At 34.6% G+C, this 23,805-nt stretch carries 19 protein-coding genes; 11 read left to right on the top strand and 8 right to left on the bottom strand.

The window, feature by feature from the left end:
• Positions 1–241: 241 nt before the first annotated feature.
• The 5 genes from Q1A60_RS12920 to Q1A60_RS12900 are packed head-to-tail and all read right to left on the bottom strand — an operon-like array spanning position 242 to position 5,880.
• Positions 242–736 carry a hypothetical protein gene (locus Q1A60_RS12920; RefSeq protein ID WP_299767397.1) on the bottom strand — a complete coding sequence of 165 codons (495 nt, stop codon included), beginning with the start codon at positions 734–736 and terminating at the stop codon, positions 242–244.
• Between the two features lie 31 nt (positions 737–767).
• Positions 768–2,573 (bottom strand): sodium:solute symporter family protein, encoded by a 1,806-nt coding sequence (locus Q1A60_RS12915; protein ID WP_299767398.1) that lies wholly within the window; start codon positions 2,571–2,573, stop codon positions 768–770.
• A 12-nt stretch (positions 2,574–2,585) separates the two neighbouring features.
• Positions 2,586–3,452: a sugar phosphate nucleotidyltransferase gene (locus tag Q1A60_RS12910; RefSeq protein ID WP_299767399.1), complete on the bottom strand. Its 867-nt coding sequence runs from the start codon at positions 3,450–3,452 to the stop codon at positions 2,586–2,588.
• Positions 3,449–4,516, bottom strand: a complete 1,068-nt coding sequence (locus tag Q1A60_RS12905; RefSeq protein WP_299767400.1) for a galactokinase family protein — start codon at positions 4,514–4,516, stop codon at positions 3,449–3,451. Before Q1A60_RS12905 ends, Q1A60_RS12910 begins: the two co-directional genes overlap by 4 nt.
• An 8-nt stretch (positions 4,517–4,524) precedes the next feature.
• Positions 4,525–5,880, bottom strand: a complete 1,356-nt coding sequence (locus Q1A60_RS12900; RefSeq protein ID WP_299767401.1) for a Gfo/Idh/MocA family oxidoreductase — start codon at positions 5,878–5,880, stop codon at positions 4,525–4,527.
• A gap of 293 nt (positions 5,881–6,173) precedes the next feature.
• On the opposite strand from Q1A60_RS12900, the gene Q1A60_RS12895 reads away from it, so the two are divergent.
• Positions 6,174–6,527 carry a DUF1801 domain-containing protein gene (locus Q1A60_RS12895; protein WP_299767402.1) on the top strand — a complete coding sequence of 118 codons (354 nt, stop codon included), beginning with the start codon at positions 6,174–6,176 and terminating at the stop codon, positions 6,525–6,527.
• 396 nt (positions 6,528–6,923) lie between these two features.
• On the opposite strand, the gene kdsA is transcribed toward Q1A60_RS12895, so the two are convergent.
• Both kdsA and Q1A60_RS12885 read right to left on the bottom strand, forming a co-directional pair.
• Positions 6,924–7,742 carry a 3-deoxy-8-phosphooctulonate synthase gene (gene kdsA, locus Q1A60_RS12890; protein WP_299767403.1) on the bottom strand — a complete coding sequence of 273 codons (819 nt, stop codon included), beginning with the start codon at positions 7,740–7,742 and terminating at the stop codon, positions 6,924–6,926.
• A 111-nt stretch (positions 7,743–7,853) separates the two neighbouring features.
• Positions 7,854–8,504: a flavin reductase family protein gene (locus tag Q1A60_RS12885; protein ID WP_299767404.1), complete on the bottom strand. Its 651-nt coding sequence runs from the start codon at positions 8,502–8,504 to the stop codon at positions 7,854–7,856.
• 190 nt (positions 8,505–8,694) lie between these two features.
• Here Q1A60_RS12885 and Q1A60_RS12880 point away from each other — a divergent pair, with 190 nt between their 5' ends.
• Complete coding sequence (locus Q1A60_RS12880; protein WP_299767405.1) at positions 8,695–9,498, top strand: class I SAM-dependent methyltransferase; 804 nt, start codon at positions 8,695–8,697, stop codon at positions 9,496–9,498.
• On the opposite strand, the gene msrA is transcribed toward Q1A60_RS12880, so the two are convergent.
• Complete coding sequence (gene msrA, locus Q1A60_RS12875; protein WP_299767406.1) at positions 9,495–10,151, bottom strand: peptide-methionine (S)-S-oxide reductase MsrA; 657 nt, start codon at positions 10,149–10,151, stop codon at positions 9,495–9,497. The two genes, Q1A60_RS12880 and msrA, sit on opposite strands and share 4 nt — an antisense overlap.
• Before the next feature lie 118 nt (positions 10,152–10,269).
• On the opposite strand from msrA, the gene Q1A60_RS12870 reads away from it, so the two are divergent.
• The 9 genes from Q1A60_RS12870 (at position 10,270) to Q1A60_RS12830 (ending at position 23,432) form a co-directional block, all read left to right on the top strand.
• Positions 10,270–10,683: a hypothetical protein gene (locus Q1A60_RS12870; RefSeq protein ID WP_299767407.1), complete on the top strand. Its 414-nt coding sequence runs from the start codon at positions 10,270–10,272 to the stop codon at positions 10,681–10,683.
• A 207-nt stretch (positions 10,684–10,890) separates the two neighbouring features.
• Positions 10,891–11,655: a hypothetical protein gene (locus tag Q1A60_RS12865; RefSeq protein ID WP_299767408.1), complete on the top strand. Its 765-nt coding sequence runs from the start codon at positions 10,891–10,893 to the stop codon at positions 11,653–11,655.
• Positions 11,656–11,665: 10 nt separating this feature from the next.
• The gene (locus Q1A60_RS12860; protein WP_299767409.1) at positions 11,666–12,292 is read left to right on the top strand and encodes a heavy-metal-associated domain-containing protein; all 627 of its coding nucleotides are present in this window, start codon (positions 11,666–11,668) and stop codon (positions 12,290–12,292) included.
• A 242-nt stretch (positions 12,293–12,534) separates the two neighbouring features.
• Positions 12,535–13,407: an NHL repeat-containing protein gene (locus Q1A60_RS12855; protein WP_299767410.1), complete on the top strand. Its 873-nt coding sequence runs from the start codon at positions 12,535–12,537 to the stop codon at positions 13,405–13,407.
• Positions 13,391–14,122, top strand: coding sequence for a MauE/DoxX family redox-associated membrane protein (locus Q1A60_RS12850; protein ID WP_299767411.1), 732 nt, complete (start codon positions 13,391–13,393; stop codon positions 14,120–14,122). Before Q1A60_RS12855 ends, Q1A60_RS12850 begins: the two co-directional genes overlap by 17 nt.
• Positions 14,123–14,447: 325 nt before the next feature.
• Positions 14,448–15,218: a M90 family metallopeptidase gene (locus Q1A60_RS12845; RefSeq protein WP_299767412.1), complete on the top strand. Its 771-nt coding sequence runs from the start codon at positions 14,448–14,450 to the stop codon at positions 15,216–15,218.
• A gap of 2,024 nt (positions 15,219–17,242) precedes the next feature.
• A complete protein-coding gene (locus tag Q1A60_RS12840; protein ID WP_299767413.1) occupies positions 17,243–19,453 on the top strand; it encodes a hypothetical protein in 2,211 nt (736 codons plus the stop codon).
• Positions 19,454–19,456: 3 nt separating this feature from the next.
• On the top strand, positions 19,457–22,984 hold the full coding sequence (locus Q1A60_RS12835; RefSeq protein WP_299767414.1) for a hypothetical protein: 3,528 nt from the start codon (positions 19,457–19,459) through the stop codon (positions 22,982–22,984).
• 13 nt (positions 22,985–22,997) lie between these two features.
• Positions 22,998–23,432, top strand: a complete 435-nt coding sequence (locus Q1A60_RS12830; protein WP_299767415.1) for an SMI1/KNR4 family protein — start codon at positions 22,998–23,000, stop codon at positions 23,430–23,432.
• Positions 23,433–23,805 lie beyond the last annotated feature (373 nt).

Genomic DNA, 23,805 nt, shown 5'->3' with positions numbered 1-23,805 from the left:
TTAACTAGTTTTTGTTCTTCTATTTTAAGAACGTAGATCCCCTTTAATTTTGAAATGTTATTTAACATGGCAATATGTTTTAAAGATTAGACATTTCTTAAAGATACCACTTTTCTCTTATATTTCTGAATATAAGTATTTTATATTTTATTTCTTATTTGAATTCAGTATACGCTTTCGCGAAAGCAAAAGAAGAACGATTACCTTAATATTACGATACTTAATTTAACGTAGTGCTTTCTTAATTACTCACAATCTCCAAATTGTGCATCAATTTCACATTACCTTCTGAATCTTTTCTAAAGAGAAAAGAATAACTTTTTCCTTGATAGAATTTAGGATATTTCCCTCTGCGTTTTCTTTTAAAGACTAAGATTTCAATAGCAAAGACATTGTGTTCTGTTTCAGTAACAATAAATACATGTTTTGCTCTTTTTTTGGTGCGTAATTCTTTAAAAACAGGAATTTCAATAGGAATGTATAATTCTCCAAAATAACTTTCAAAGTCACGATCCTTAAATTCTAAGGTTTGATCATCTAGCCAAAATGCATAGGCTTGATTTGCAAAACTCGTCGTTTTTGCAGAAGTCGTATACGTCTCAATCCCTAGTTTTTTAAACGTAGGACTGTTCTCTATAATACGTAAAGCATCTTGATATACTGTTGCAGTTTCTTGTGCGTATGTAGAGAGTAAAAATGATATTCCTAAAAGGAAGGTGACTAAAATCTTTTTCATGTGTATAAATATAACGCTGTGTCTATGTCGGCTAATCTGCAATTTCTTTAAGACGTTTCCAAACTTTTAACAATGCACCTCCTGAAATACCTGTAATACTCAATGTAATAAGCGCATTTGTAGTTTCTCCATAAATAAAATACCCTGTAGTGAATAATGCTCCGTATACAAATACACATCCTAATAACATAGCCAGAATTCCCTGTGGGACAATCCAAGGAGTTTGAGACGCTTCTTGCTGTTCAGGCGTCATTTGTGCCACTATTTTTTTCCAGCCTTTTCCTCCAGGCATTGTCTTTTGATAGAATCTTGAGAGTGTCTCTTGTGATTCAGGCTGTGTTGCATAAGTAACAATAAGCCAGATAATAGAAGTAACAACCACAATAAATGGGAATTTATAATAGGCTGGCATCCATCCTGAATCCCCAAACATGGTATCTCCAAGGGGAGTAAAGGTGAGTAACATAGAGATCGTTCCAGAAGCGATCATTGCACTTATTTCTGTCCATGCATTAATACGCCACCAGAACCAGCGAAGTATGAAAATGAGACCCGTTCCAGCCCCAAACATAATAATGATATTAAATAGTTGAAGCGCATTATTCATCGCAAGTGCCATGAGTGCACTTATGATCATAAGGATCACTGTTGCAAAACGCCCCGCTTGTACCTGCTCTTTCTCAGAAGCATCCTTCTTAATTTGTGTTTTATATAAATCATTTACTAAGTAGGAGGCCCCCCAATTCAGATGCGTAGAAATCGTACTCATAAAAGCAGCCGCAAGCGAAGCCAATACAATCCCTAATAAACCACTTGGTAATTTAGTAAGCATCGCAGAATAGGCAAGATCTTGTCCTAATTTATCTTCTGAGATGTTAGGAAATGCTTCTTGTATACTTGCTATATCTGGAAAAACAATAAGTGAAGCCAATGCCACTAAAATCCATGGCCATGGGCGAATTGCAATATGCATAAAATTGAAAAAGAAAGTCGCACCTATGGCGTGATTTTCGTCTTTAGCAGCAAGCATACGTTGCGCAACATAACCACCTCCACCAGGCTCTCCACCAGGATACCAACTGCTCCACCATTGTACAGCAATCGGAATAATAAAGAGGGTGATATATAATTCTTTTTTATCAACATCAGGAACAAAAGCAAGCTTGTCTGCCACATTAGGATGTGATACGAGTGCTTCTAAACCGCCCACTTCAGGAAGCCCTACAATATAAACAGCAGCACCTAAGGCACCGATCATCGCTACAAAAAAGAGAATGAAATCAGTATATACAACCCCTTTAAACCCTCCAATAGAGCTAAAAAGTAAGGTAATAGATCCAGCAATGAGTATCGTAACCCATCCGTCAAGACCGAGCATCACTTCGCCTATTTTAATAGCGGCAAGCATCACCCCAGCCATCGCAAACATATTAAAGAATACGCCTAAAAATACGGCTCTAAACCATCGTAAGAAACGAGCAGGAGCACCGCCATAACGTAATTCGTAAAACTCAATATCTGTTTTTACATTCGATTTTCGCCATAAGCGAGCATATACAAAAACCGTCAATAACCCTGTAATCAGGAACGCCCACCATACCCAGTTACCCGCCACACCATTGGTACGTACAATATCTGTTACCAGATTTGGCGTATCTGTCGAAAAGGTAGTTGCTACCATAGAAAGCCCTAATAACCACCAGGGCATATTCCGTCCGGATAAAAAATATTGAGAGGTGTTTTTTCCTGAAGTCTTACTTACATAAAACCCTACCGATAGGATAATAACAAAAAGTGTAATAATAATGACTAGGTCTAGTGTCGATAAATCAATCATACGTAAATTCAATTATGCATTCCAATCTAAGGTCGGAATATGTGTAGAAAGATAATCATTCAAAATAAAAATATCATCTTTTCCGGTTAAATCAGGTACGTGTTCTGCAAAAGGAATGGCTTGCATCGCAGTAGGATGCTCATGAACCATCGCAAGAACAGCCGTTGGTAACTCTTTTTCATTTCGTTCAGGATGCATAGGGCATGCCACTAAATACGGATAAAAAGAAGCGCCTTCAAATTTGAAAATATTCATACTGACTCTAAAGGTTCCATCGGTATTTCTATAATGCTCGACTTCTGATGCCTCAGGTTTTTCAATAATGTCTTCTAGATATTGTTCGGTAGTTACTTTTGTTAATGCAAACCGCGCAATACGTTCCATAGGATATTGTAGTGCATCGCGATCATAATTTAAAAATGCATGGCTGTTTTTGTTTTCGCGCAAAGCGAAAAATGCCGTAGTACTATATAAATTATCAGCATTACATACCAGGAATGTAGTTTTTTTTAATGTCGGATACTGTTCCATAGCCTGCAACAAAGCATCCGTCGTACCTAATGGTTTTTCTCGACCTTCAGGAATATGTTGTACAGCATATGAAATGGATACTCCATGAAAATGATTACTTCGTTCTTTGTTGCCATAATATTCTTTAAACAAAGTGCCTTTAGGATGAATGACAATAATTACGTTGGTAATTCCTGCTTGTTTAGCGTTGTATAAGACATAATCAAGCATCGGTCTATCATTTAGTAAAATGAGTGCTTTACTACGGGTATTTGCTTGCGTTGTCATTTCATCAGAAAGCGTTGAAGCTTTTGATTTTTTCATACGCGATGACGCGCCACCTGCGAGTATAATTAATGTATCTGTCATGCTATGAATGCTCCTTTGCTAATGTGTACGTGATAGGCATCTTTTGCGCCTGAATTCAGTATGGCTTCAATAACAGCTTGTTGTTTTTCATGAGGCGCAATGGCACAAATACAACCGCCACCACCAGATCCTACAATTTTTGCACCGTAAGCACCTGCGTGTAATGCAGCATCAATCATAGCATCTATTAATGGAACTGTGATTTGAAGCGTATTTTTTAAAACAGCATGATGCGCATTTAATAAATCACCTATATGTTTATAATCTATTTTTGTTTCGCTTAAAGCGAAAAATGCCTCTTGTGTAATGAGATGATTTTGAATAGCCGCATAAAAAAAAGGGTGTAAATTATCAGGAAGTAGTGTTTTGTAGGCTGTATATTCTTCAAGTGTTGCCGTTGCAAGGTCAAAGGATGGGGTTATTTTTTCTATAAAAGCAATGGCTTCCAATGATTTTCCTTTAATATCTCCTAAAACACCCACTGTATTTTTTGCAACACCAGATTCACCAACAATCAATCCTTCTAATGAACATCCTATTTTACGATAATTTGATGCTAGATTTGTTTCTAAATAAATGGTATCCCCAATAGCACTGGTATACTGATCCATTTTTCCGCCAGGTGCTTTCTGAGCAACAACCTCAGCTTCATACGCCACTTGACCCATAAACTCTGGAGTTATTTCTTGATGACACCCAAAAGTGGTAAACAACCACTGTATCCAAGCAACCACCATAGCAGAAGAGCTGGATAAGCCTGCATTGATAGGAATATCTCCTTCTATAGTGATATCATATCCTTCGGTTGGGACACATCCGTATTGCTGTACGACGTACAAGGCTGTTTTGAGATGCGAACCTTTTGTGGGTTTGAGTTCGCTTTCGCGAAAGCGTATATATTCTTCTTTCCCAAGATCAGGCATGTTGATCACAAACGAATCGGTACCATTAGGCGTCCCTTGTATGCTAATATATCTATTGATCGCACACGCAATAATAGGAAGTTCTAAATAATCTTGATGATCACCAAATAGGCAAATACGTCCTGGTGCTTTTGAAATCATAGCAGCTATTAGTAGGTATCTTTCATCCAGTTATAAGGTTTGCGACTCACCCATAAACCTCTCGTGAAATCGGGAAAATCTTGAGGTTCCCCATTATTTGCAATAGAGGCCTCAGAAAGTGGCGTGATCGCACTCCACGCTGCCGCATCATACGCATCAAGAGGTGGTGCTATATTTTGCTTTGCAGATTCTACAAAAGCATTGAGTACAAAAAAGTCCATCCCTCCATGACCAGAACCTGTTGCATATTCTCCATACTTTTTCCATAACGGATGATCGTATTTGTCTAACCATGCTTTGGCATCATCCCAACGATGGGGCTCACTTTTTCCTTCTATATAAATACGACTGCCATCTACTTCCCATAACCCTTGACTTCCTTGTACTCTAAATCCGAGCGAGTAGGGACGTGGGGAGTTACAATCATGTGTCACAATAATAGTTTCTCCATTTGCCGTGTCTATTGTAGAGGTGATCACATCTCCTTGTTTCCATTTTAGTTTTGCATTCGGGTGATCTTTTCCTCCGTTTTCAACAATGTATTTATTGATACCAACCGCTTTGGTTGCATGCGAAGTCATAGATACAAATCGGTTCCCTCTATTAACGTTGCACATAGTTGCCATTGGTCCTACACCATGTGTAGGATATACATCTCCATTACGTAATAAGGAATGTTGTGTACGCCATTTGGATTCAGAAATTCCTTTGTCTCCAAATTCGACTCCTTTTCCATAGGGAGTAACTCCATCATTCAGTTTTACAAAGCGTAAGTCATGTTGATATCCGCATCTAAAATGAATTAGTTCACCAAATACTTCTTGACGTACCATATTCAACACAGCAAGAATATCACGACGGTAATTTACATTTTCCAAAATCATTAAATGGCTTCCCGTTTCTTCATGGGTATTGACAAGGTCCCAACATTCTTCCATGGTATTTGCCGCCGAAACTTCTACGCCCGTATATTTCCCTGCTTTCATTGCATCTACTGCCATGCGCGTATGCCATAACCAAGGCGTGGAAATAATAACAGCATCGATACTTTTTTCTTCTAGTAGATTTCTATAATCATAATCATCTTTTCCAAATACTTTAGGTGCTTTAAACCCCGCTTTGGCAATGTGATCTTTAGCAATGGTGATTCTAGCAGGATCAATATCACAAATCGCTTCTATAGTAACATCTTTGCGTTGTAATAAATTCGTAAGGTGATTGGTACCTCTTAATCCTACACCAATGAGGGCAACACCTAAGGTTTCTTTTAAAGGGTCAGAAGCACTATAAGCTATGTTAGGAGCAAGAGCAATACCTGCGCCGACTAGGGCTGTTTTTTTTACAAAATCACGACGAGAATTCATAGATGAGGTTATTAAAGTTGCTTAAAAATAGGGATTTTAATCGCAGGGCGATAGCCAAGGGTTTAATTCTCTTAAATTTGTCTTGAAATTTCATAGAATATCTAAAATGATAAGATTCTAAAACAAGTTTAGAATAACATCTTAAGTTACTTTTTAGACAAGATTTTCTTATTCTATAGCAAATATGGATATATTATAGTTGATTACGCTTTCGCGAAAGCGAATAAAACAACTTTCATCTATTTGGAGTATTTTTAATACCTAATTTGTGTTAAAAATAAAATACCAAACTCTTGAATCCCGCCGAAAATTATATCGTTTCAAAACCAGAGCCGTGGCGTACCATCCTTATGGAATTGCAGGCTATTATTAAACATACCATACCAAATATAGAAGAACAATATAAATGGCATTTACCGTTTTATAAAGTAGATGGAAAAATGTGTTGCTTTCTCAATTTTAGAAAAACATTTGTAGATGTAGGTTTTATTAATGGCATTCATATAGCTATTCATAAAGACCACTTAGTAGCAGGCGAAAAACGTAAAACATTACGATCATTACGATATTATTCCCTAGAAGATATAGATGTAGCTGTATTACAAGATATTCTTCATGCAGCTGTCGCACTGCATAAAAACAAGTGAAAACCCGTTGTGCATTTTGAATAGATTTCTTGATTTTTTCCCCTTCCTGAAGGGTGAATCAAAGAAATCTTTAGTACTTCCTTTAGCATTTGAGGAAAATAATGAAGATTGATAGGATACTATGACAATTATTTTGTCAAAATGCACAACGTGTAAGTAAAAGCATATTCATATTATTGTAGTGTTAATTTTTAGGCTTTTAAGAATTTATTAAGACTCTTAGGCGTATGTTTGTAGTAGTTTCACTGAAACTTTAACTTGCTATCAATTATGAAGATATATGTATCTTATCTAGCAAGCAAAAGGGAACCTTTGGGGGAAGGTTCCCTTATTTGAAAAACAGAAAACGCGTATTCATTATAAATACGCGTTTTCTGTTGTATATGTTATGGGTATCTACAATGTGTTTATGGTTTTGCGTATTGCGACTAGGTTGGTTAGTAGCTTTTCTAAATACGCTAAATCTAGCATGTTTGCACCATCACTCTTTGCATTTGCAGGATCAAAGTGTGTTTCTATAAATAACCCGTCTACATGATTTACAATTCCTGCGCGCGCTATCGTTTCTATCATATCAGGACGACCACCTGTGACACCGCTAGACTGATTAGGTTGTTGTAAGGAATGTGTGACATCAAGTACCGTTGGTGCATATTGTCTCATCGTAGGAATTCCTCTAAAATCTACAATCATATCTTGGTATCCAAACATCGTCCCACGATCGGTAATCATCACTTGTTCATTACCAGTTCCCGTTACTTTTTTAGTAGCATGTTGCATGCTTTCTGGAGACATGAATTGTCCTTTCTTCAGATTTACAACCTTTCCTGTCTCAGCAGCAGCAACGACAAGAGCTGTTTGTCTTACTAGAAAAGCAGGTATTTGAAGGATATCTACATACTGTGCTGCAAGTGCCGCATCTGGAACTTCATGAATGTCGGTTACGGTAGGAACATCAAATTGCTCTGAAACTTTTGCTAGTATTTCTAATGCCTTCTCATCTCCTATTCCTGTAAAACTATCGACACGACTACGATTTGCTTTTCTAAAACTTCCCTTAAATACATAAGGGATTTCTAATTTGGTAGTGATTTCAAGAACCCTTTCTGCAATGCGCATCGCCATCTCTTCGCCTTCAATGGCACATGGACCTGCTAATAAAAAAAAGGTGTCTTTATCTGTGTGTTTAAGTTTAGGAATCTTAGATAATTGCATAGTGTTTTGTATTGTTATACGCTTTTGTACTTCGACAGGCTCAGTATAAACTCCAGCGTACGTCTCATAAAATCTATACAAAGATAAAGCTAAAAAACAGGAAAATACCTTTTACTTTTTTAGAATAGATGTGGTAGGTTTGTCTGGCTTTGCATACTGTAATCGATCTAATAGCTGAGGTTGTGAATAACTATCTAAACCATTAATCGTAACGCCGTTTGCTTCGCTTAGATCTATCCATCCGTCTTCGGTATGTACTCCTTCCGGAAGGTAAATGTCTTCAATGGCTCCCACCATCAGTACGGTGCTATTTTCTTCAATCGAGTATTCGTTTATATACCGACATGCAATTTTGATATGTGCCTCTTTTACAAAAGGCGCTTTATGATTTCCTAGAAACTCAGCAGTAAGTCCTGTAGCATCAAATTCAGAAATAGCAGCATCGTATCTTGCAGAGGTTTGATGTGCTTCTTTTATGATAGCTGTATTGATATGATTAATGGTAAAAATACCTGTGTCTTTTATGTTTATGTAGGTATGTCTTGGAACTAGGGTAGGTCTTGTGATAAAACCGATTAAAGGTGGATGACTGCCTAAATGCGTGACAGAACTAAAAACCGCAAGATTGGTAACCTCTTCTTTGTCAACTGTTCCAAGAAGGTTGGCAGATTTGTATCCTGTAACGCTATTGATGAAATTCGCTCTAAATCGCTTATCCATTCCTTCAATAGTCTCTTTATCAAAATGTAGTATCTTTCTCAAAGTTTTATTAATGAAACACTATTTTGTAAAGTCTGTAAGACGCATACAAAATAGATAGTTGAACTAATCCCGCTTTTTGGCGGGATCTAAAGTTTAATAACTCTAAACTAGCTTTAAGAGTACAAGATTATTCTTTAATAGATAGTCTTACGCTTTTCTTAAAGTCTATATTATTTCAAAAATACGAATTATGTCTGATGCAAATTCTGATTATTTTTCAGTAAATCGCGATACGTGGAATCAAAAAGTAGAAATTCATGCGTCTAGTGAATTTTATAATATGGATGGATTTCTTGCTGGAGAAAGTTCCTTAAATCATTATGAGTTGCAAGCCTTAGGAGATGTGAGTGGAAAGTCTTTCTTGCATTTACAATGTCATTTTGGTCAAGATACTTTAAGTTTTTCTAGACTGGGAGCGCAATGTACGGGAGTTGATTTAAGTGATGAAGGTATTGCACTGGCTCAAAAACTAAATAAACAACTTGAACTCGATGCTACGTTTATACGATGTAATGTATTAGAGACTTCTTCCTATGTCAAAGATCAGTTTGATATTGTGTTTACCAGTTATGGAACGATAGGCTGGTTGCCTGATTTAAAACCTTGGGGAAAAATGATTGCCGAGCGTTTGAAATCTGGAGGTGTCTTTTATATGGTAGAATTTCACCCTCTAGTTTGGATGTTTGATTATACTTCAGGAAAAGCAGAGTTGCGATATGGATATAACCAGAAAGAAGCAATCTATGAAGAGTACGAAGGAACCTATGCCGATCAAAATGCAACCATGGTCAGTAAAGAATATGGATGGAATCATGGATTGGGTGATGTGATTTCTGCACTTACCGAACAAGGGTTGATCGTAGAGTTTTTAAGAGAACATGACGAGAGTCCATATGATGTGTTACCCGATCTTATAAAAAACGAAAACGATCTTTATGTGACTAAAGACCGTTTGTATCCGTTGTTGTTTGAATTGAAGGTGCGAAAACCTTAATGTGCAGTTTCCTTTAATAAATGCGGAAATTTCTTTTGAAAACGTCGTAATCTCGGAATAGACACATTTTGAATGTAAGAGCTTCTAGGATGTAGACGCTCATAATTTTGATGGTATTCTTCTCCTCTCCAAAATTTTTGAAAGGGTAAGATAGACGCAGCAACCTTTCCTTCTCCATAAATCTTTTCTTGCTCTTTTACTTTTTGAAGGATGATTTCCTTTTCTTTTTCATTTTGATAAAAAATGATAGAGCGATATTGAGATCCTCTATCGGGTCCTTGACCATATACTTGGGTGACATTTTGAGATCCAAAATACACATCGACTAAGGTTGCAAATGACACAACAGCTGGATCATAGTAAATTTCTACAGCTTCTGCATGACCTGTACGACCTGTATTACTTGATTCGTAGGTTGGATTTTCTGTATGGCCTCCGCTATATCCCGAAATAGATTCTTTTACGCCTTCTACACTTTCATAAATAGCTTCTACACACCAAAAACATCCGCTAGCAAAATAGGCTTTAGCTAAACCATCTTGCGTTTGTGTTTGTATAGGAGTTAGTTGAGCAGTAGGTTCATTCTGTTTATAAGGTTTGCTTTGACATGAAATAGCAAGCGCAAGGCTTGTAATGATTATTGATAATTTCATTGTTGATTTTCTTTTCGCTTTTTGTCTACTAATTTACGAGAATCTTACTACTTCATATACTAAGGCTTTGTTAACGCAATGATGTATTGTTGTATTTTTTGTAATTTTGTGGATAACAATGAAAGCAATAATTCACAAAATAAAGGCTGTTAGCATGGCATTTGTAGTCATCTTTACTACAATGTCCTTTACTGTAGACATGCATTATTGTGGAGATACATTAATAGATATTGCTGTTTTCCAAGAAGCAAAAGATTGCGGAATGCAGATGGCAATGTCTACGGCTACTTCTAATGAAATGAAGGGAATGAGTTGTTGTCATGATGAGCAAATTGTGAGCATTGGTCAAGACGATTTAAAACCCTCTTTTCAAAAAATGGATCTAGAACAACAAGAATTTGTTGTTGCTTTTTATGGATCTTATATTCAATTGTTTGAGTATTCAGAAACCCAAACAGTTCCTTTTGATGGCTATCCGCCACCCGATATTGTCACAGATTTTGTGGTTCTTCACGAGCAGTTTTTGATTTGATATATGATGCTTTATTAGTGAAACACTATTTAGTAAAGTCTGTAAGATGCATACAAAATAGATAGTTGAACTAATCCCGCATTTATTAGCGGGTTGTTGGTTTACTACCTTGCCTCTTGGGTCGTTCCTTTTATCGGTTCCAGAATTTGCCTTGAGGTTCAGCCTTTTACTCGACGCAGTTACGTTTAATCATATATTAGTAATTACATGAAACATATTTTATGGGTTGTTGCATTATTCGCTTTCGCGAAAGCGTATGCACAAGGACCCCCTATTACAGCAGACAAGCCTATTATGTTAGGCGGCGGTAGCTTTACTGCCAAAACATTAACAGAAATTAGAAGCACCGAACGACTTACAGCAGTATACGTTCCTATTATGCTTCACTATTTGCCAACGTCCAATTCCTTAGTTGCAGTACACCTGCCATATCTACATTATGATATAGAAAATGGCGCATCAGAAAGTACCATTGCCGATATTAAGGTATTAGGAAAATATCAATTTTATCGTAAAGATGCTACTGGAAAAACCTTTAGAGTGATCGCTAAGACTTTTCAAAGTATCCCGACAGGAGATAAGATTGATTTGATTGGGCTTAGTACAGGTTTTTATGAAGGCTATTATGGCATAGTTTCTGGTTATGAAACCTTAAAGTACGGTATTTCGACAGAGCTAGGTTATAACTGGTCACCAGAAGCAACGGTAGATGAATTTCGAGGGAAATTTGGTGTAGGCTTACCTTTATTAAAACCGCAATACCCTAATAAACAAATAAACCTATATTTTGAATATACGAGTTCGTTATTTACAGAAAGAGATTGGTATCAGTTACTCTATGCACAAGGGATACAGTATGCAGGGAAGAACATCACCTTTGATCTCGCTGTGCAATTACCACTTATTCAAAATATGGACCCAACAAGAGAGTTAAATTATAGTGTATTTCTCGGTACGAGATACACGTTTTAAAACACAAAAAATGAAAAAAATCATAATCATAGTCTTTGCCGTTTTATTGGCAATACCCGCAGTACAAGCTCAAAAAACCTACGATCAATTTGAAGTACAAGTAGACGGATTGGGATGTCCTTTCTGTGCCTACGGCTTAGAGAAGAAATTCAAAGAATTTAAAGGGATTAAAAAAGTAAAAATAGATATAGAAACGGGTGATTTTAGCTTTGCATACCCATCAGAAAAAGCGTTGACGATTCAAGCGGTAGAAGAACAAGTGAAAAAAGCAGGATATACGCCTATGTCTGGTCGTGTAACACGTCATGATGGTACTGTAGAAGAAATGGTTGGTGCTAAAGAAGCCATTGCAGCCGATGCAGAACTCATCACAGAAAGTGCTTTTGTTGCTGGAAATTGCGAGATGTGTCAAGCGCGTATTGTAAAAGCTTCTACAGATGTGTTTGGAGTCGCAACTGCTGTTTGGAATAAAGACACTAAGCTTTTAGAAGTGTCTTATGACAAGAAAACGACAAATCTTGACGCCATTGAAAAAGCAGTAGCCAAAGCTGGTCATGATACAAAAAACCATCAAGCTAAAAATGGCACCTATAAATCATTACCTGGGTGTTGTGCGTATGAGCGTGTGGAGTATTAACAATCGTTTTTTGACCTTCGAAAAGTTGTCGTAAAATTTGAAGTGAAAATCTCGTAAAATTTCAGATTGTTTGAGCGTAGCGAGTTTCTGAAATTTAGGGATAGAACGATAAATTTAGACAAGGTTTCGTGAGTCTAGACTTTTTTGTTTCTTTTTTTGTCAATGAAAAAAAGAAAGAGAAATAAGAATTCATTATTACAAATCAAGCTAGTGATTATGGGTTTTAATAAATAAAAAGAACAATGAAATATATATATAGTCTATTAGCACTCCTTATGTTTATAAGCTGTGCAGAAAAAGAAGAAGTTGCAAAAAGTTGGCAACTCTCAAAAACAATCCCTATCACTGGGATAAATGCCATCGGAATGGCAATTACTTCAGAAGGATTTTGGTTAAGTGATGGAGATCATAATCGGTTGGTACTAATAGATAATGAAGGGAAAACGATAAAAACCATCGATTCTTTAGAACGCCCTATGCATATAGATGGAGCAGAAGAAATACTCTATGTACCACAATATGGAAATGATGAAGTGAGTGTATTTACTAATGGAGAAAAGAAAACACTTTTTCTTTTAGACTCATTAGATGCACCTGCTGGTGTTTCTTCCTATAAGCAGGAAAAAGCCATTGCCGATTTTTATAATAATCGTATTCTGTATAGTAACGATGGAAAAAAGTTTATCTCTTTCGGAAAAGAAGGAAAGGCGACAGGCGATTTTTATTATCCAACTGATGTGCAAATAACAGAAAACCATATTTGGGTAGCCGATGCTTATAATAACCGTATTCAGGTGTTTGACAAGCAAGGAACCTTCTTGAAAGTAATAGGCGTCGATCAAAAAATGAATGCAGCTACAGGGATTTTTGTAACCTCCACGGAAGTATTTGTAACCGATTTTGAAAATGATCGTGTCTTGGTATTTAATCACGACGGCGTCTTACAGCAAGAACTTTCAAAAGGGGTAGAAAAACCTATAGAAGTGATTCAACATCAAGGACAACTATTCGTGAGTAATTACAGAAAAAGTGAATTATTAGTTTTTGACTGGAAGGGTACTCCAGAAGGAGAGACTCATCAAGAAGATACACAAGATCATGACCATGATCACTAATGATATACAACATAGTTACACTATAACAGGAATGACCTGTAATGGATGTCGCGCTGGCGTAGAGCGAGATTTAAAAGCCATTCCAGAGGTTAGTGACGCTATGGTTTCTCTAGAGAAGGAAGAAGCCATCATTCATATGGCTTCTCCTGTTTCTCTAGCAACATTGCAAGCAGGATTAAAACCAAAGTATACCATTACAGAGAATACGCAACAACGCGTATTTTCTACTACCGAACAACCACTTTCAAAGTGGAGACAATTACGCCCTTTATTTCTCATTTTTGGATACATCACTGTCGCAAGTATAGGATTACATTATAAAGACTGGAAGGTAGAAGAGGCGATGCTAGACTTTATGGGGTTGTTTTATATCGTATTTAGCTTTTTTAAATTTTTAGACCTCAAAGGATTTGTCTTAAGTTTTAAGATGTACGATCCTCTAGCAAACAAGATAAACGTATATGGTTGGATGTATCCCTTTATAGAACTTGTATTGGGTATTTTATTTTTAACGCGAACAGCGATACCTACAGCCTTAATTAGTACACTTGTGATTCTTGGTGTGACCACGATAGGTGTTACTAGAAGTTTACTAAGTAAACAAGAAATTCAATGCGCTTGTTTAGGAACCGCTTTAAAACTCCCGATGACAGAAGCGACCTTTATAGAAAATGCCATTATGATTGTGATGGCTGTTTTTATGCTCTTCATATAATTCCCGCGTAGGCGGGAATCTCTAAGTAGGCGGGAATCTTTCAGTACTTCGACTATGTTCAGCATAAACTCTGATGGGAATCTTAGTAATAGCAGTGAGTAGGCTTAATTAAATGTAAGCTCCTTCCCTTGGAGAGGGAAGGTGGCTGTAACGAGGTACGAGTTACAGTCGGAAGGGAGCAAACTCTATGGTTTTAAGAAAAGACAATTATTTCATCTTCACTCAAAACAGGACAAAGTCTAGAACTAAATTGAATGTAGCATAATCTAAGAATTCTCGATGACACTCGAATAGAGATTACGATACACTTTTTTATATTTACAGGATGGCATATATCATTCCTTTCGTTCTATTTGTATTTGTACTTCTTTTGCTTTCGCGAAAGCGTAAAAAGGAACAACCCAAATCCTTTCCAGTGCATTGGCATGAAATTCTGTTAAAACGTGTCAGCTTTTATAAAAAACGTACCAAAGAACAACAGCAAGTATTTCAGAAGCGAATGATGCTTTTTTTAAATGAAATAAATATTGAAGCTGTTCAGTTTGAATTGGAAGAATTAGATACCATATTGATTGCGGCAAGTGCCGTAATTCCAGTATTTGGATTTAAAGAATGGCATTATAATAATTTGAGTACGGTATTAATTTATCCTGACTATTTTGATGAAAACTTATCCTTTGATGCCGATGTTCAAGGGCGAAAAATTGCAGGATTGGTAGGGACGGGGCGTTTTAAAAACCAAATGATCCTTTCGCGTAAAGCATTGCATCACGGGTTTACAAATGCTACCGACAAAGGGAATACAGCCATACATGAGTTTGTACATTTATTAGATAATACTGATGGAATGACTGATGGAATACCTGAACGGTTATTAGAACATCAATACATTGCGCCATGGTTAGTTTTAATGCATAAGGAGATGGAAGCTATTAATAATGATGCTTCAGATATACGGAGTTATGGGGGTACAAGCCAAACAGAATTTTTTGCCGTCGCTTCCGAATACTTTTTTGAACGCCCTGATTTATTTAAACGCAAGCATCCAGAACTCTATGAGATGCTATCTCGATGCTTTACTCCTGCTGAAGCATAAATTAGATAAAAGAAGTTTTCTGTAACATATAAAATAGATACTTTAGCACGTTGTGCATTTTAAATAATTTTATCGATTTTTCCTATACCCTAAAGGGATATCGACGAAATTTTTAGTTCTTCCTTTAGGATTGAGGTGAAAAACTGAAAATTTCATTAGAAAATTAGAGTAACGAACATCTAAATGCACAACGGGTTACTTTATAGTAGATGTATCGAATATCCTCTTTATTTAATAATTGCATTATTTAGCGTCATTCCGAATTTATTTCGGAATCTCATCAAATGCATACTCAAACTATTGTGATGAGAAGCTGAAACAAGTTCAGCTTGACGAAAACTCAGTATTAGTAATAACAGACAATTAAATAGATTTATTTCTTTTTTCTTAAAAAAAAGAAAGGCACTCATTATAAGTGAGTTATCTTTTTTATGCTTAATACCTACTGAAAAGACTGGATAAGCACGCATTTTTTCTTGGTAAAAAAGACAAACGATGGTATTATTGTAGCTTGTTAAGGGGATTTGAGTTTACTTTCCTAAACCATATGAGCAGTTCCCTAAATGAAGTTCGTTTTTTAAGTGAAAGCGGTTTAATTTTAACAGCTTTCTGAAAAAGAAAAATAGATATAATGTGTAATTGTCGATAAAAAGAAGATTTGGTGAGATAAAAAACAAAAAAAGAAGTAACAAAATTGCGAATTAAGCTACTAATCATAGGGTCTTTAGGAATACAGTAAAATATGCTATTAGAGAAATTAGAAATAACTATTTGAAAGTTAATATTGATCGGTAGTTACCAGATTATAAGGTTGTTTAGATAATTTTAAGATTTAATTATAAAAGAATAAGCCAATTTTAACAGTTTTTTTCTCAATTCAATATATGCTCATAAAGAAAAAATGACGTTCTTTAGAGTCTTAAAAGTAGTAAGTTTAGACTTACAGTATTTGTAAGAGATTACCACACATTACGTACTATCTCGTAGGGGAAGTTATAGACGATAGTACATTCAATTATAGCAAACAACTAAGGTATGGTACATAAAGTACCTTGGGACAACTATCTCAAAGACGTAAATATATGTCGGGATAAGAAATAATTACTATATAACATACGTTATGTAGTACTATAGTTAAGTCACTTTATGGATGCATTGGGCATTTTCTGTGGTGCGTTGATTCTCAATGTTATCCTTAGTGATTTAACTATAAAAGAATGTGTTTCTCTAAGGAAGTCATACAATGACGACTTATAAAAACGAATATTAAAAAAAGCTTGTAATTTTAATAGAAGCTTGACATACTATTAGTGTTCTATTAACAATAGAATTATAATATTTACAGTGAAAATAGAAAGCACCACTACACCCTATTTTCAAACCAAACACCACACACTCAGGACTGACTCATAAGGGGAATATGTTGTCGCAGTTAGTCTATTCATTTTTTAAACACCACACACCTCCCAATTGCTGGGAAGAAGGCTTTGTATGGCTTTTTGTAATCATGGTGTAGCTATGGGCTATGCGTTAAAAACAAGAGGTAAAGTCTTATGGAAAAAGAAACAAAGATAATAGCCGTAGGCTATCGTCTAGGTTATATCACTATGAGGATACCTCAAGAACTTTTATGTGGGGTGTTTGGGCTTGAGGGATTCCTTAAGTGGTATGGCCATAATACTATATCATTTTTGATATAAAAGTACGTATGTAAAACGAAGTAATTTTTTGTTTAGGCGAAAAAGAAAATCTAAGCATAGCTATAGCTACGGTTCTATTTTATTTTGAAGCATAAGCGAAAAAGAGCAAAATTTTAAAAGCAGTTTTATGTCAGAAATGATATCATATCTAATCACAAAGGACACCCCATCTAGGTATGTGGTGTGGTGCTAACCCTAGATGCGTCCTGCGTGATGGTATATGAATTGAATTTTGGGTGTTTTATGTGTTATAAAACAGTACAGATACCGTATTGACCGTTGGGTTAAAAGTATCTGTAGTAATTAAGAAATAAGGATATTATTATGGAGGAAATGCCAGAAACAAGTGCGCAAATGCAAGGTCTTACCACATCACAAGATGGTGTGGGTAGGGTTGCAAAGTTGCAGCCTGTATCACATTTTTATATACATGGAGGAAATCAAGTTGGAGATTTTACACAAGTAGCAAATCAATCATTTGGTCCCGTTGATGAAAACCAATTTCGTACAACGGCAACTGTATCTTTTAGTGGCAGTAAAGATATCTATGCACTATGTATGGGGACAGTTTTCTTACAACCACAAACAGGAGATACCAGTAAAATCAATCTTGTCTTAAAACCATTCAAGCAACCTGTCAATGGGTTGAATATCAAGTATATTGTATATCGTGGTTTAGAGAAAAGTGATTTTATAACTACAGATGGTAAAGTAGCAGGTAGTGAAACGAGTGGTAGTGGATTTGTAAAGTACATATGGGCGCAATACAATAAATTTTATAATGTTGGAAATGGAGAAACTGCACCAGAGTTTAAAGCAAGTTTTTTAGGATATCCTCATACTCCTGAAGAATTACAACTTCAAGAAACTACTCATTTGATGGATCAATATTTTTTCAAAATTGCTTCTATAGATGAGACCACTTCTGAAGAAGATCCTATGACTTCATATGACCTACCTATTATTCCAAGAGGAGTTCATTTAGGAAAAGCTACAGGGAGTATAGGTATAGATATTGTTTTAAATGATGGTGATTATATCATAGAAAATGATACACTTCCTTTTCAATTAAATTTAGAGTACGCCAGAGATTCGTTTTATGTTATTGATACAGCAACTGAAACAGATGCATTTGTAAAAAAACGTTTAAAAGAAGTAGCTACAAAGTTTATAGATGTAGCCGCTTTTTATGGACTTCATGCGAATGGCGCAGGTAAATTATATGTTGATGCAGTAGATGCTCCTTTGACAACTAAAGAAGAAATCGCATCACGACTTCAGAATTATCATACGAAGAATAATTTCTACCTCTATATACAAGCCAACAGACAACGTTCTTATAATTTTTATGGAAATTATACGCATTCTGAGGGGAATGATAATACGATTAAAATTGGTGCCACTGAGGATAATCTAAGTGAAACTACTTTTGGGACTAATGGTTGGCCTATTCATATTTTCAATCAAGGACAAGATCCTGCTACCGAAAATAATACGGTTACGTTTCAGTTAACCACCGATACTTATGATGGTGCCGCATTATTTGTACAGATAGGGGAATTGGCTTCTCCTCATGAAGAGAATTTTGTAAGAGGGATTAATTTACTACAGGAATTATCAAATGCTGCTGCTGCTGAAATTGACATTAGGTATACCAAAACCTTACAACTTACGATACCTTCTATTGGGGCAGATGCGATTACAAGCTTTTCTCATTGCATATATGAAGGTAAGATTTTAGAAATCAAGGATGATATTTATCCTGACCAAGTATTTTATTTAAAAGATATTGATGATGTTTTTGGATTGATTAATGCACAAAGTGTTTTTTCACTAGAAGGAGGAAATCTTCCTACTGTTGTTAATGAACAGTTGCAAATCATTGATTTTCCTAATTCATCTTCGAATAAAGATATTGGTGCAATTAGGAGTCAGAAAGTAGAAGATAAAATACAAACAGGCGAAAATATGTTTCAGGGAAGGGTAACTTATGAAACATTGATGAATACTACTAAAAGAGATGCTTCTCCATATCTAAAAAAGTCTACACCCACATCAGATAGAGCTAAAAGTGGCTTTGATAGTTTTGGAGTTGAACAGCGAGCTTTTTATGCTCCTAAACCTCCATATTCATTAAGAACAAGTCTTTTTACAGATAACGTTAGTAATAAAATTACAAGTGTAGTTTTAGAGGTTGAATATGCACATTTAATTACAAAAAAAATACTTGGCTTAACTAGTGATGAAAATGGTTTATTAAAAGATATAGCGCAAAATGTAATTAATCCAAAAGTATATTTTCAAAATACACTTTATAATGATGATGATGTTTATCTCTCCATAGAAAATATTAGATATTCCATCTACAATCTCTCTGTAGTTGGTGAAAACATATTTGGAGAACTAACCCTGTTTCAAATGCCAAATCCAATACGTGTGTATAGTGTTGATGGCTTTGTGTTTTTTACTGATGAATACGCAAAATCAATTCCCCAAAGATTAGAATCTGATTTCTTCACAATTTTAAAAATTTAAATTATGGCAAATTATTTTGTAGCAGTAAATGGGCACTTTTTAAGCCTTACTCAATATTCAGGAACACCTCAAGGTGTTGCAAATAATTATGATATAGTTTTTGATGACGAGACAGGAAGGGTATTATTTTTTGATCAATATTTGTCATTGTATAATTCAAAAGACAATGGTAAGTTTGTAGGATATTTTCCTCACGAAGATTTTTACAATAATCAAAGTGGTTATAGTAAAAGAAAAAAAGTAGAAGTAGAAAAATTCTATAAGTCCATTGTACTCCCTAAATCTAATGAAGCTTTCCCTTATATAACAGGAGCACCTATCAGTCCGTCAGATAACGTTTTTTTGGCAAAAAGAGAATTGATTATAGAGAATGGTCAACATAGGGTAAAGACAATAGTTGAGAAATTTAATGTTGGCAACCTAAAAAAATTAGATTACTATCAAGATCCAACAACTAAAAAATATATAGCAACACAAATTATAGGTTCAGGTTTAATTGAAGGTGTAGAATCAACTCCATTTACAGTAGATTTAGCAAAAGAAAGTTTAAACAATTATTTTAATAAAATTACTACTCAAGGTTATTATAAAAATCAAGTTCTAGAATATTATGGAGATAATGCTAAGGAACTTATTGAAAATGTTATAATTCTATTTCATAGTTTATATTCTAATTCTCGTTTTGTAAATTACTTAGATATTTACAATATGTCATCCATATTTGATTTACATTTTACAATAATAGATAATGCTGAGAATTATTCTTCATTTCGACATATCTATAATCCGGGGTATTTTAATTTGTTGAGAGATAGATTGCTAGATTTTAGAAAGTATCTTACTACAAATTTCTTGATATCTAAAATAGAATTTCAAACACTTGTATTTGGTCTGTTTAATGAAGATGTACTGATGCATCTACCTTATGATGATAAAATAAAATTATTAGAAAACTTTTACATAGAAAATAAATGGCCACTTTTCGGATATCTAATAAGTGGGATATGGTATCTGACTGGCAATTCTGTTGATATTTCGGAAGAAAGATTTGTAGTTAAGTTAATTAAATCAATAATGAGAGTAGATGAAAATGGGACTCTATTGAATCTTGATGAGGTTAATAAGTTTATGGATTTGCTGGCGAAACCTCCATGTTGGGAGAAAGATGCTGGTTCTAATAATAGAACTTTTTATGAGTTATTATACGACACTATAGATACTGATGTAGCTTTTGGAGGACCAGGAGCAAAAGGGGAGTTAGTAGATGCTATATATCAATTATGGTTAAAAAGTAAATATAATCCAAAATCTAATCAACCTATTGACACTCATTTTGTGTATCAATACACCGAAGAAAATGCTATACAATATGATCCAGATAACACAAATCAGCCTTACACACTAAATAAAAGTGCAGCCCCAAGAATTTTACCTTATGAGTCTGAAAAAGTATGGGTTTGGCATGTAGATAATTTCAACTTTAAATTTAAAGACAATAAAATTTTAGCATTACAAGACATAGAACCTGGTTTTTATACAGAGTTAAGAGAAAATTATGCGCATGAAATATTAAATGTAATTCATACAAGTAACCATAAAAAACCTTATGGATATTATCATTCTTTTCAACCTATAAACATAGTTAACCTAAGTTCTGATGATACACAAGAAACCATAGTGAAAATCCCTTATGATAAAAGCACTCTAAATTTAGTTGAACCAGCAAATTTTAATCCTTGTGATATAGATGAGTCTGGTAGAGGAAGTAACCTACCCATTTTTTACCTAAAATATATAGATGATGTAGGCGATCGTAAAGATGCGGAAGAAGCTATTCTATTAACAATTGACATATTAAGTATAGCAATAGGCGGTTGGGCTATCTATAGAAGATTAATAGCAGAAGGGGTTAAAATTTCAATACGTACTGCATTTACTAGTGGATTATCTGCAACTACTATTTTAGATTCTATACCAGAGGCAGCAGGGCGATTAATTAGAATTTTTAGGTCAGTAGGCGTTTTGTCTCTGGCTGAATTTCTGTCTGGTGCTGCTAGTATTGCGTATAATATAGCTTCTGGTGGTAGCTGTTCAGACTATAATAATTGTAATAACGAACCTCTTCAACCAGATAATCCAAACTATACAGCATACCAGCGCTGTATAACTATACAAAAATGGTTGTTTGCTATTGAAATATTATCTCTTTCAGGTGATGCTATCACTAAACGTTTTTTCAAAACAACAACAAGGGAACTTGATAACGTTTTACCTCCTGATAATCCATATAGTACAGATGTTGTAGGAAATTCACAATATTCAGGATTTAGAGGAACAGTAACATCTCTTAAAAATATATCTACACAAGAAGTGATAGATTGGTTAAGTTACCTTCAAACTAATGGTTATAATGAGATACATGCAAAAGTTATTCAATTTAATAATATAGATAAACAAGAAAGCTTTATAGCAGCTTTTGGTAGGAATACAGAACAGTTAGACACACTTAACCAAAATAGTGCACAAGCTACACAACGCTGGTCTGAATTATTTGACAGAAAAGTTGTAGATAGAAATGATATAGATATACTAACTGATAATGAATTGTATCAGCGCTATATTACAGTATATAATTACAATGAATTAGCACCAGAGTTAAATAGACTCACAAAAGTCAGAAGGCAACAATTTTTAGAAGATTTTGCAGATCAAACAGAAGATTGGTTTTTAAAACTTAAAGAAAAACCAGAAGCTATTGCTAGATGGGATAGAATGACTGCGGAGATGAAGCTTTCTATGAAATCTGAGCCAGAGTTTTGGTTGTATTATATTGATATATTACCTGAGGGAACTACATTTAGAAAATTAAGTACATATTTTGAAGTTCAAGGACCAAATCTGCCAAATGGTAAGCCAGGAGAAATTTATTTTTATGGACCTAAAGTTTCGGTTGAATTTTCAAGCAAAAGAAAATATATAGGATACGATACTATTGTAAAGTACTATAAATATACTCCAGATCAAAGACAAATGTTTTTAAATAATTTTTTTGATGATTATTCACCTGCATTTTCATATAATGCTAGTAAGGCTATACAGCATGGTTACCCAACCCCTACTAGACCACCAAGGAATATTGGTCCAGATTTTAGCGGGTTAAATTATTTTATTAATGCAGATGGTACACTTGGAAATGGAAAATATCATCTTTTAGATGGACTACTTACAGAGTCCGTAGATGATATATTTATTAAAATTCAAAACAATGGAGGAGAATATTTTGGAGCACTAAGCATAGATAGGAAAAAAGATTATGTAGGTTTTTGGTCTTCAATGGATATAAATCCAGATGACGGAGAGAAAATTAAATTTTATCTAAAGCTTGAAATTCATCATTTAGATGATATTGATAAAGATCTTAAAGGAACTTTACAACTAGTAACATATGATGCTCATAGGGCAACAAAGAATCATGTTGGAAACAATAGTATGTATTATGAATTCCTTAAGTTTATAGAAGCACAACCTTAAAAAATTATAAATTATGATTATTACATTTCATATACAAGCAGATCAGCTAATTATTGATACAGATTTAAATGATTTTGAACAGCAAATAAATAAAACTTTACCAAATGATTATCGTCAGCATATGCTACAATATAATGGAGGAGGGATAGATAAATTTAACCTTGCTCATGTTGTAGATGAGACTTATGGCGCTTATGGTTTAGCTTATTTATTTGCTCTTAAATATGATTCAACAACTATAGAAAGTATTTTTACTGCATATCAAGATGATTATCCAGTTGGATACATCCCTATAGGTGTAGCTGCTGGTGGAGGAGAGTTTATTATGTCATTAAATAATGATGAAACTTATGGAGAAATAAAAATTTTGGAAGAAGATGGAATAATGGAATATTTATCGCCTTCATTTTCACAATTTCTTGAAGATATGGTGGAAATTAAAGGATAGATGATAGGTTGAAAATAATGATAATATTGGTGATTTATCACCTTCTTTTACAGATATTATTAATGATATGGTAGAAATTGAAGATGATTTTTAAAGTATATCAATACGTGAACTAGGATTGATGATTGGCGTAATTAACTTTAAGTAACAAACGAAATTAATTCTAATCCAGAACGAATAGTTAACTTAAAATTCTAGAGATTATAATAGCACACTAGTTATGAAAATAACTAGTGATAGGGGAGAACTGTCTTCATTTAGAAAGGAATAGTAAAAAAATAATTGAAATAAAGTAACAGGTAAAATGCTTTTAGTGAGCTTTTTATAGAGGGGTCTTTTGCTATAAAAGTAACTAAAACTAATAATTCTACAT

It is taken from the genome of uncultured Dokdonia sp. (genome assembly GCF_947492535.1).
Lineage (GTDB): Bacteria > Bacteroidota > Bacteroidia > Flavobacteriales > Flavobacteriaceae > Dokdonia.
Note: the sequence above shows the minus strand (reverse complement) of the source record. Positions and strands in the feature narration are given on the sequence as shown.

Excerpts from the sequence above, each read along its gene's own strand:
- Q1A60_RS12855 (WP_299767410.1), top strand. The coding sequence starts at position 12,535 with ATGAAATATATATATAGTCTATTAGCACTCCTTATGTTTATAAGCTGT.
- msrA (WP_299767406.1), bottom strand. The coding sequence starts at position 10,151 with ATGAAATTATCAATAATCATTACAAGCCTTGCGCTTGCTATTTCATGT.
- kdsA (WP_299767403.1), bottom strand. The coding sequence starts at position 7,742 with ATGCAATTATCTAAGATTCCTAAACTTAAACACACAGATAAAGACACC.
- Q1A60_RS12915 (WP_299767398.1), bottom strand. The coding sequence starts at position 2,573 with ATGATTGATTTATCGACACTAGACCTAGTCATTATTATTACACTTTTT.
- Q1A60_RS12860 (WP_299767409.1), top strand. The coding sequence starts at position 11,666 with ATGAAAAAAATCATAATCATAGTCTTTGCCGTTTTATTGGCAATACCC.
- Q1A60_RS12920 (WP_299767397.1), bottom strand. The coding sequence starts at position 736 with ATGAAAAAGATTTTAGTCACCTTCCTTTTAGGAATATCATTTTTACTC.
- Q1A60_RS12900 (WP_299767401.1), bottom strand. The coding sequence starts at position 5,880 with ATGAATTCTCGTCGTGATTTTGTAAAAAAAACAGCCCTAGTCGGCGCA.
- Q1A60_RS12905 (WP_299767400.1), bottom strand. The coding sequence starts at position 4,516 with ATGATTTCAAAAGCACCAGGACGTATTTGCCTATTTGGTGATCATCAA.
- Q1A60_RS12850 (WP_299767411.1), top strand. The coding sequence starts at position 13,391 with ATGACCATGATCACTAATGATATACAACATAGTTACACTATAACAGGA.
- Q1A60_RS12870 (WP_299767407.1), top strand. The coding sequence starts at position 10,270 with ATGAAAGCAATAATTCACAAAATAAAGGCTGTTAGCATGGCATTTGTA.
- Q1A60_RS12865 (WP_299767408.1), top strand. The coding sequence starts at position 10,891 with ATGAAACATATTTTATGGGTTGTTGCATTATTCGCTTTCGCGAAAGCG.
- Q1A60_RS12835 (WP_299767414.1), top strand. The coding sequence starts at position 19,457 with ATGGCAAATTATTTTGTAGCAGTAAATGGGCACTTTTTAAGCCTTACT.
- Q1A60_RS12845 (WP_299767412.1), top strand. The coding sequence starts at position 14,448 with ATGGCATATATCATTCCTTTCGTTCTATTTGTATTTGTACTTCTTTTG.
- Q1A60_RS12880 (WP_299767405.1), top strand. The coding sequence starts at position 8,695 with ATGTCTGATGCAAATTCTGATTATTTTTCAGTAAATCGCGATACGTGG.
- Q1A60_RS12910 (WP_299767399.1), bottom strand. The coding sequence starts at position 3,452 with ATGACAGATACATTAATTATACTCGCAGGTGGCGCGTCATCGCGTATG.
- Q1A60_RS12840 (WP_299767413.1), top strand. The coding sequence starts at position 17,243 with ATGGAGGAAATGCCAGAAACAAGTGCGCAAATGCAAGGTCTTACCACA.
- Q1A60_RS12830 (WP_299767415.1), top strand. The coding sequence starts at position 22,998 with ATGATTATTACATTTCATATACAAGCAGATCAGCTAATTATTGATACA.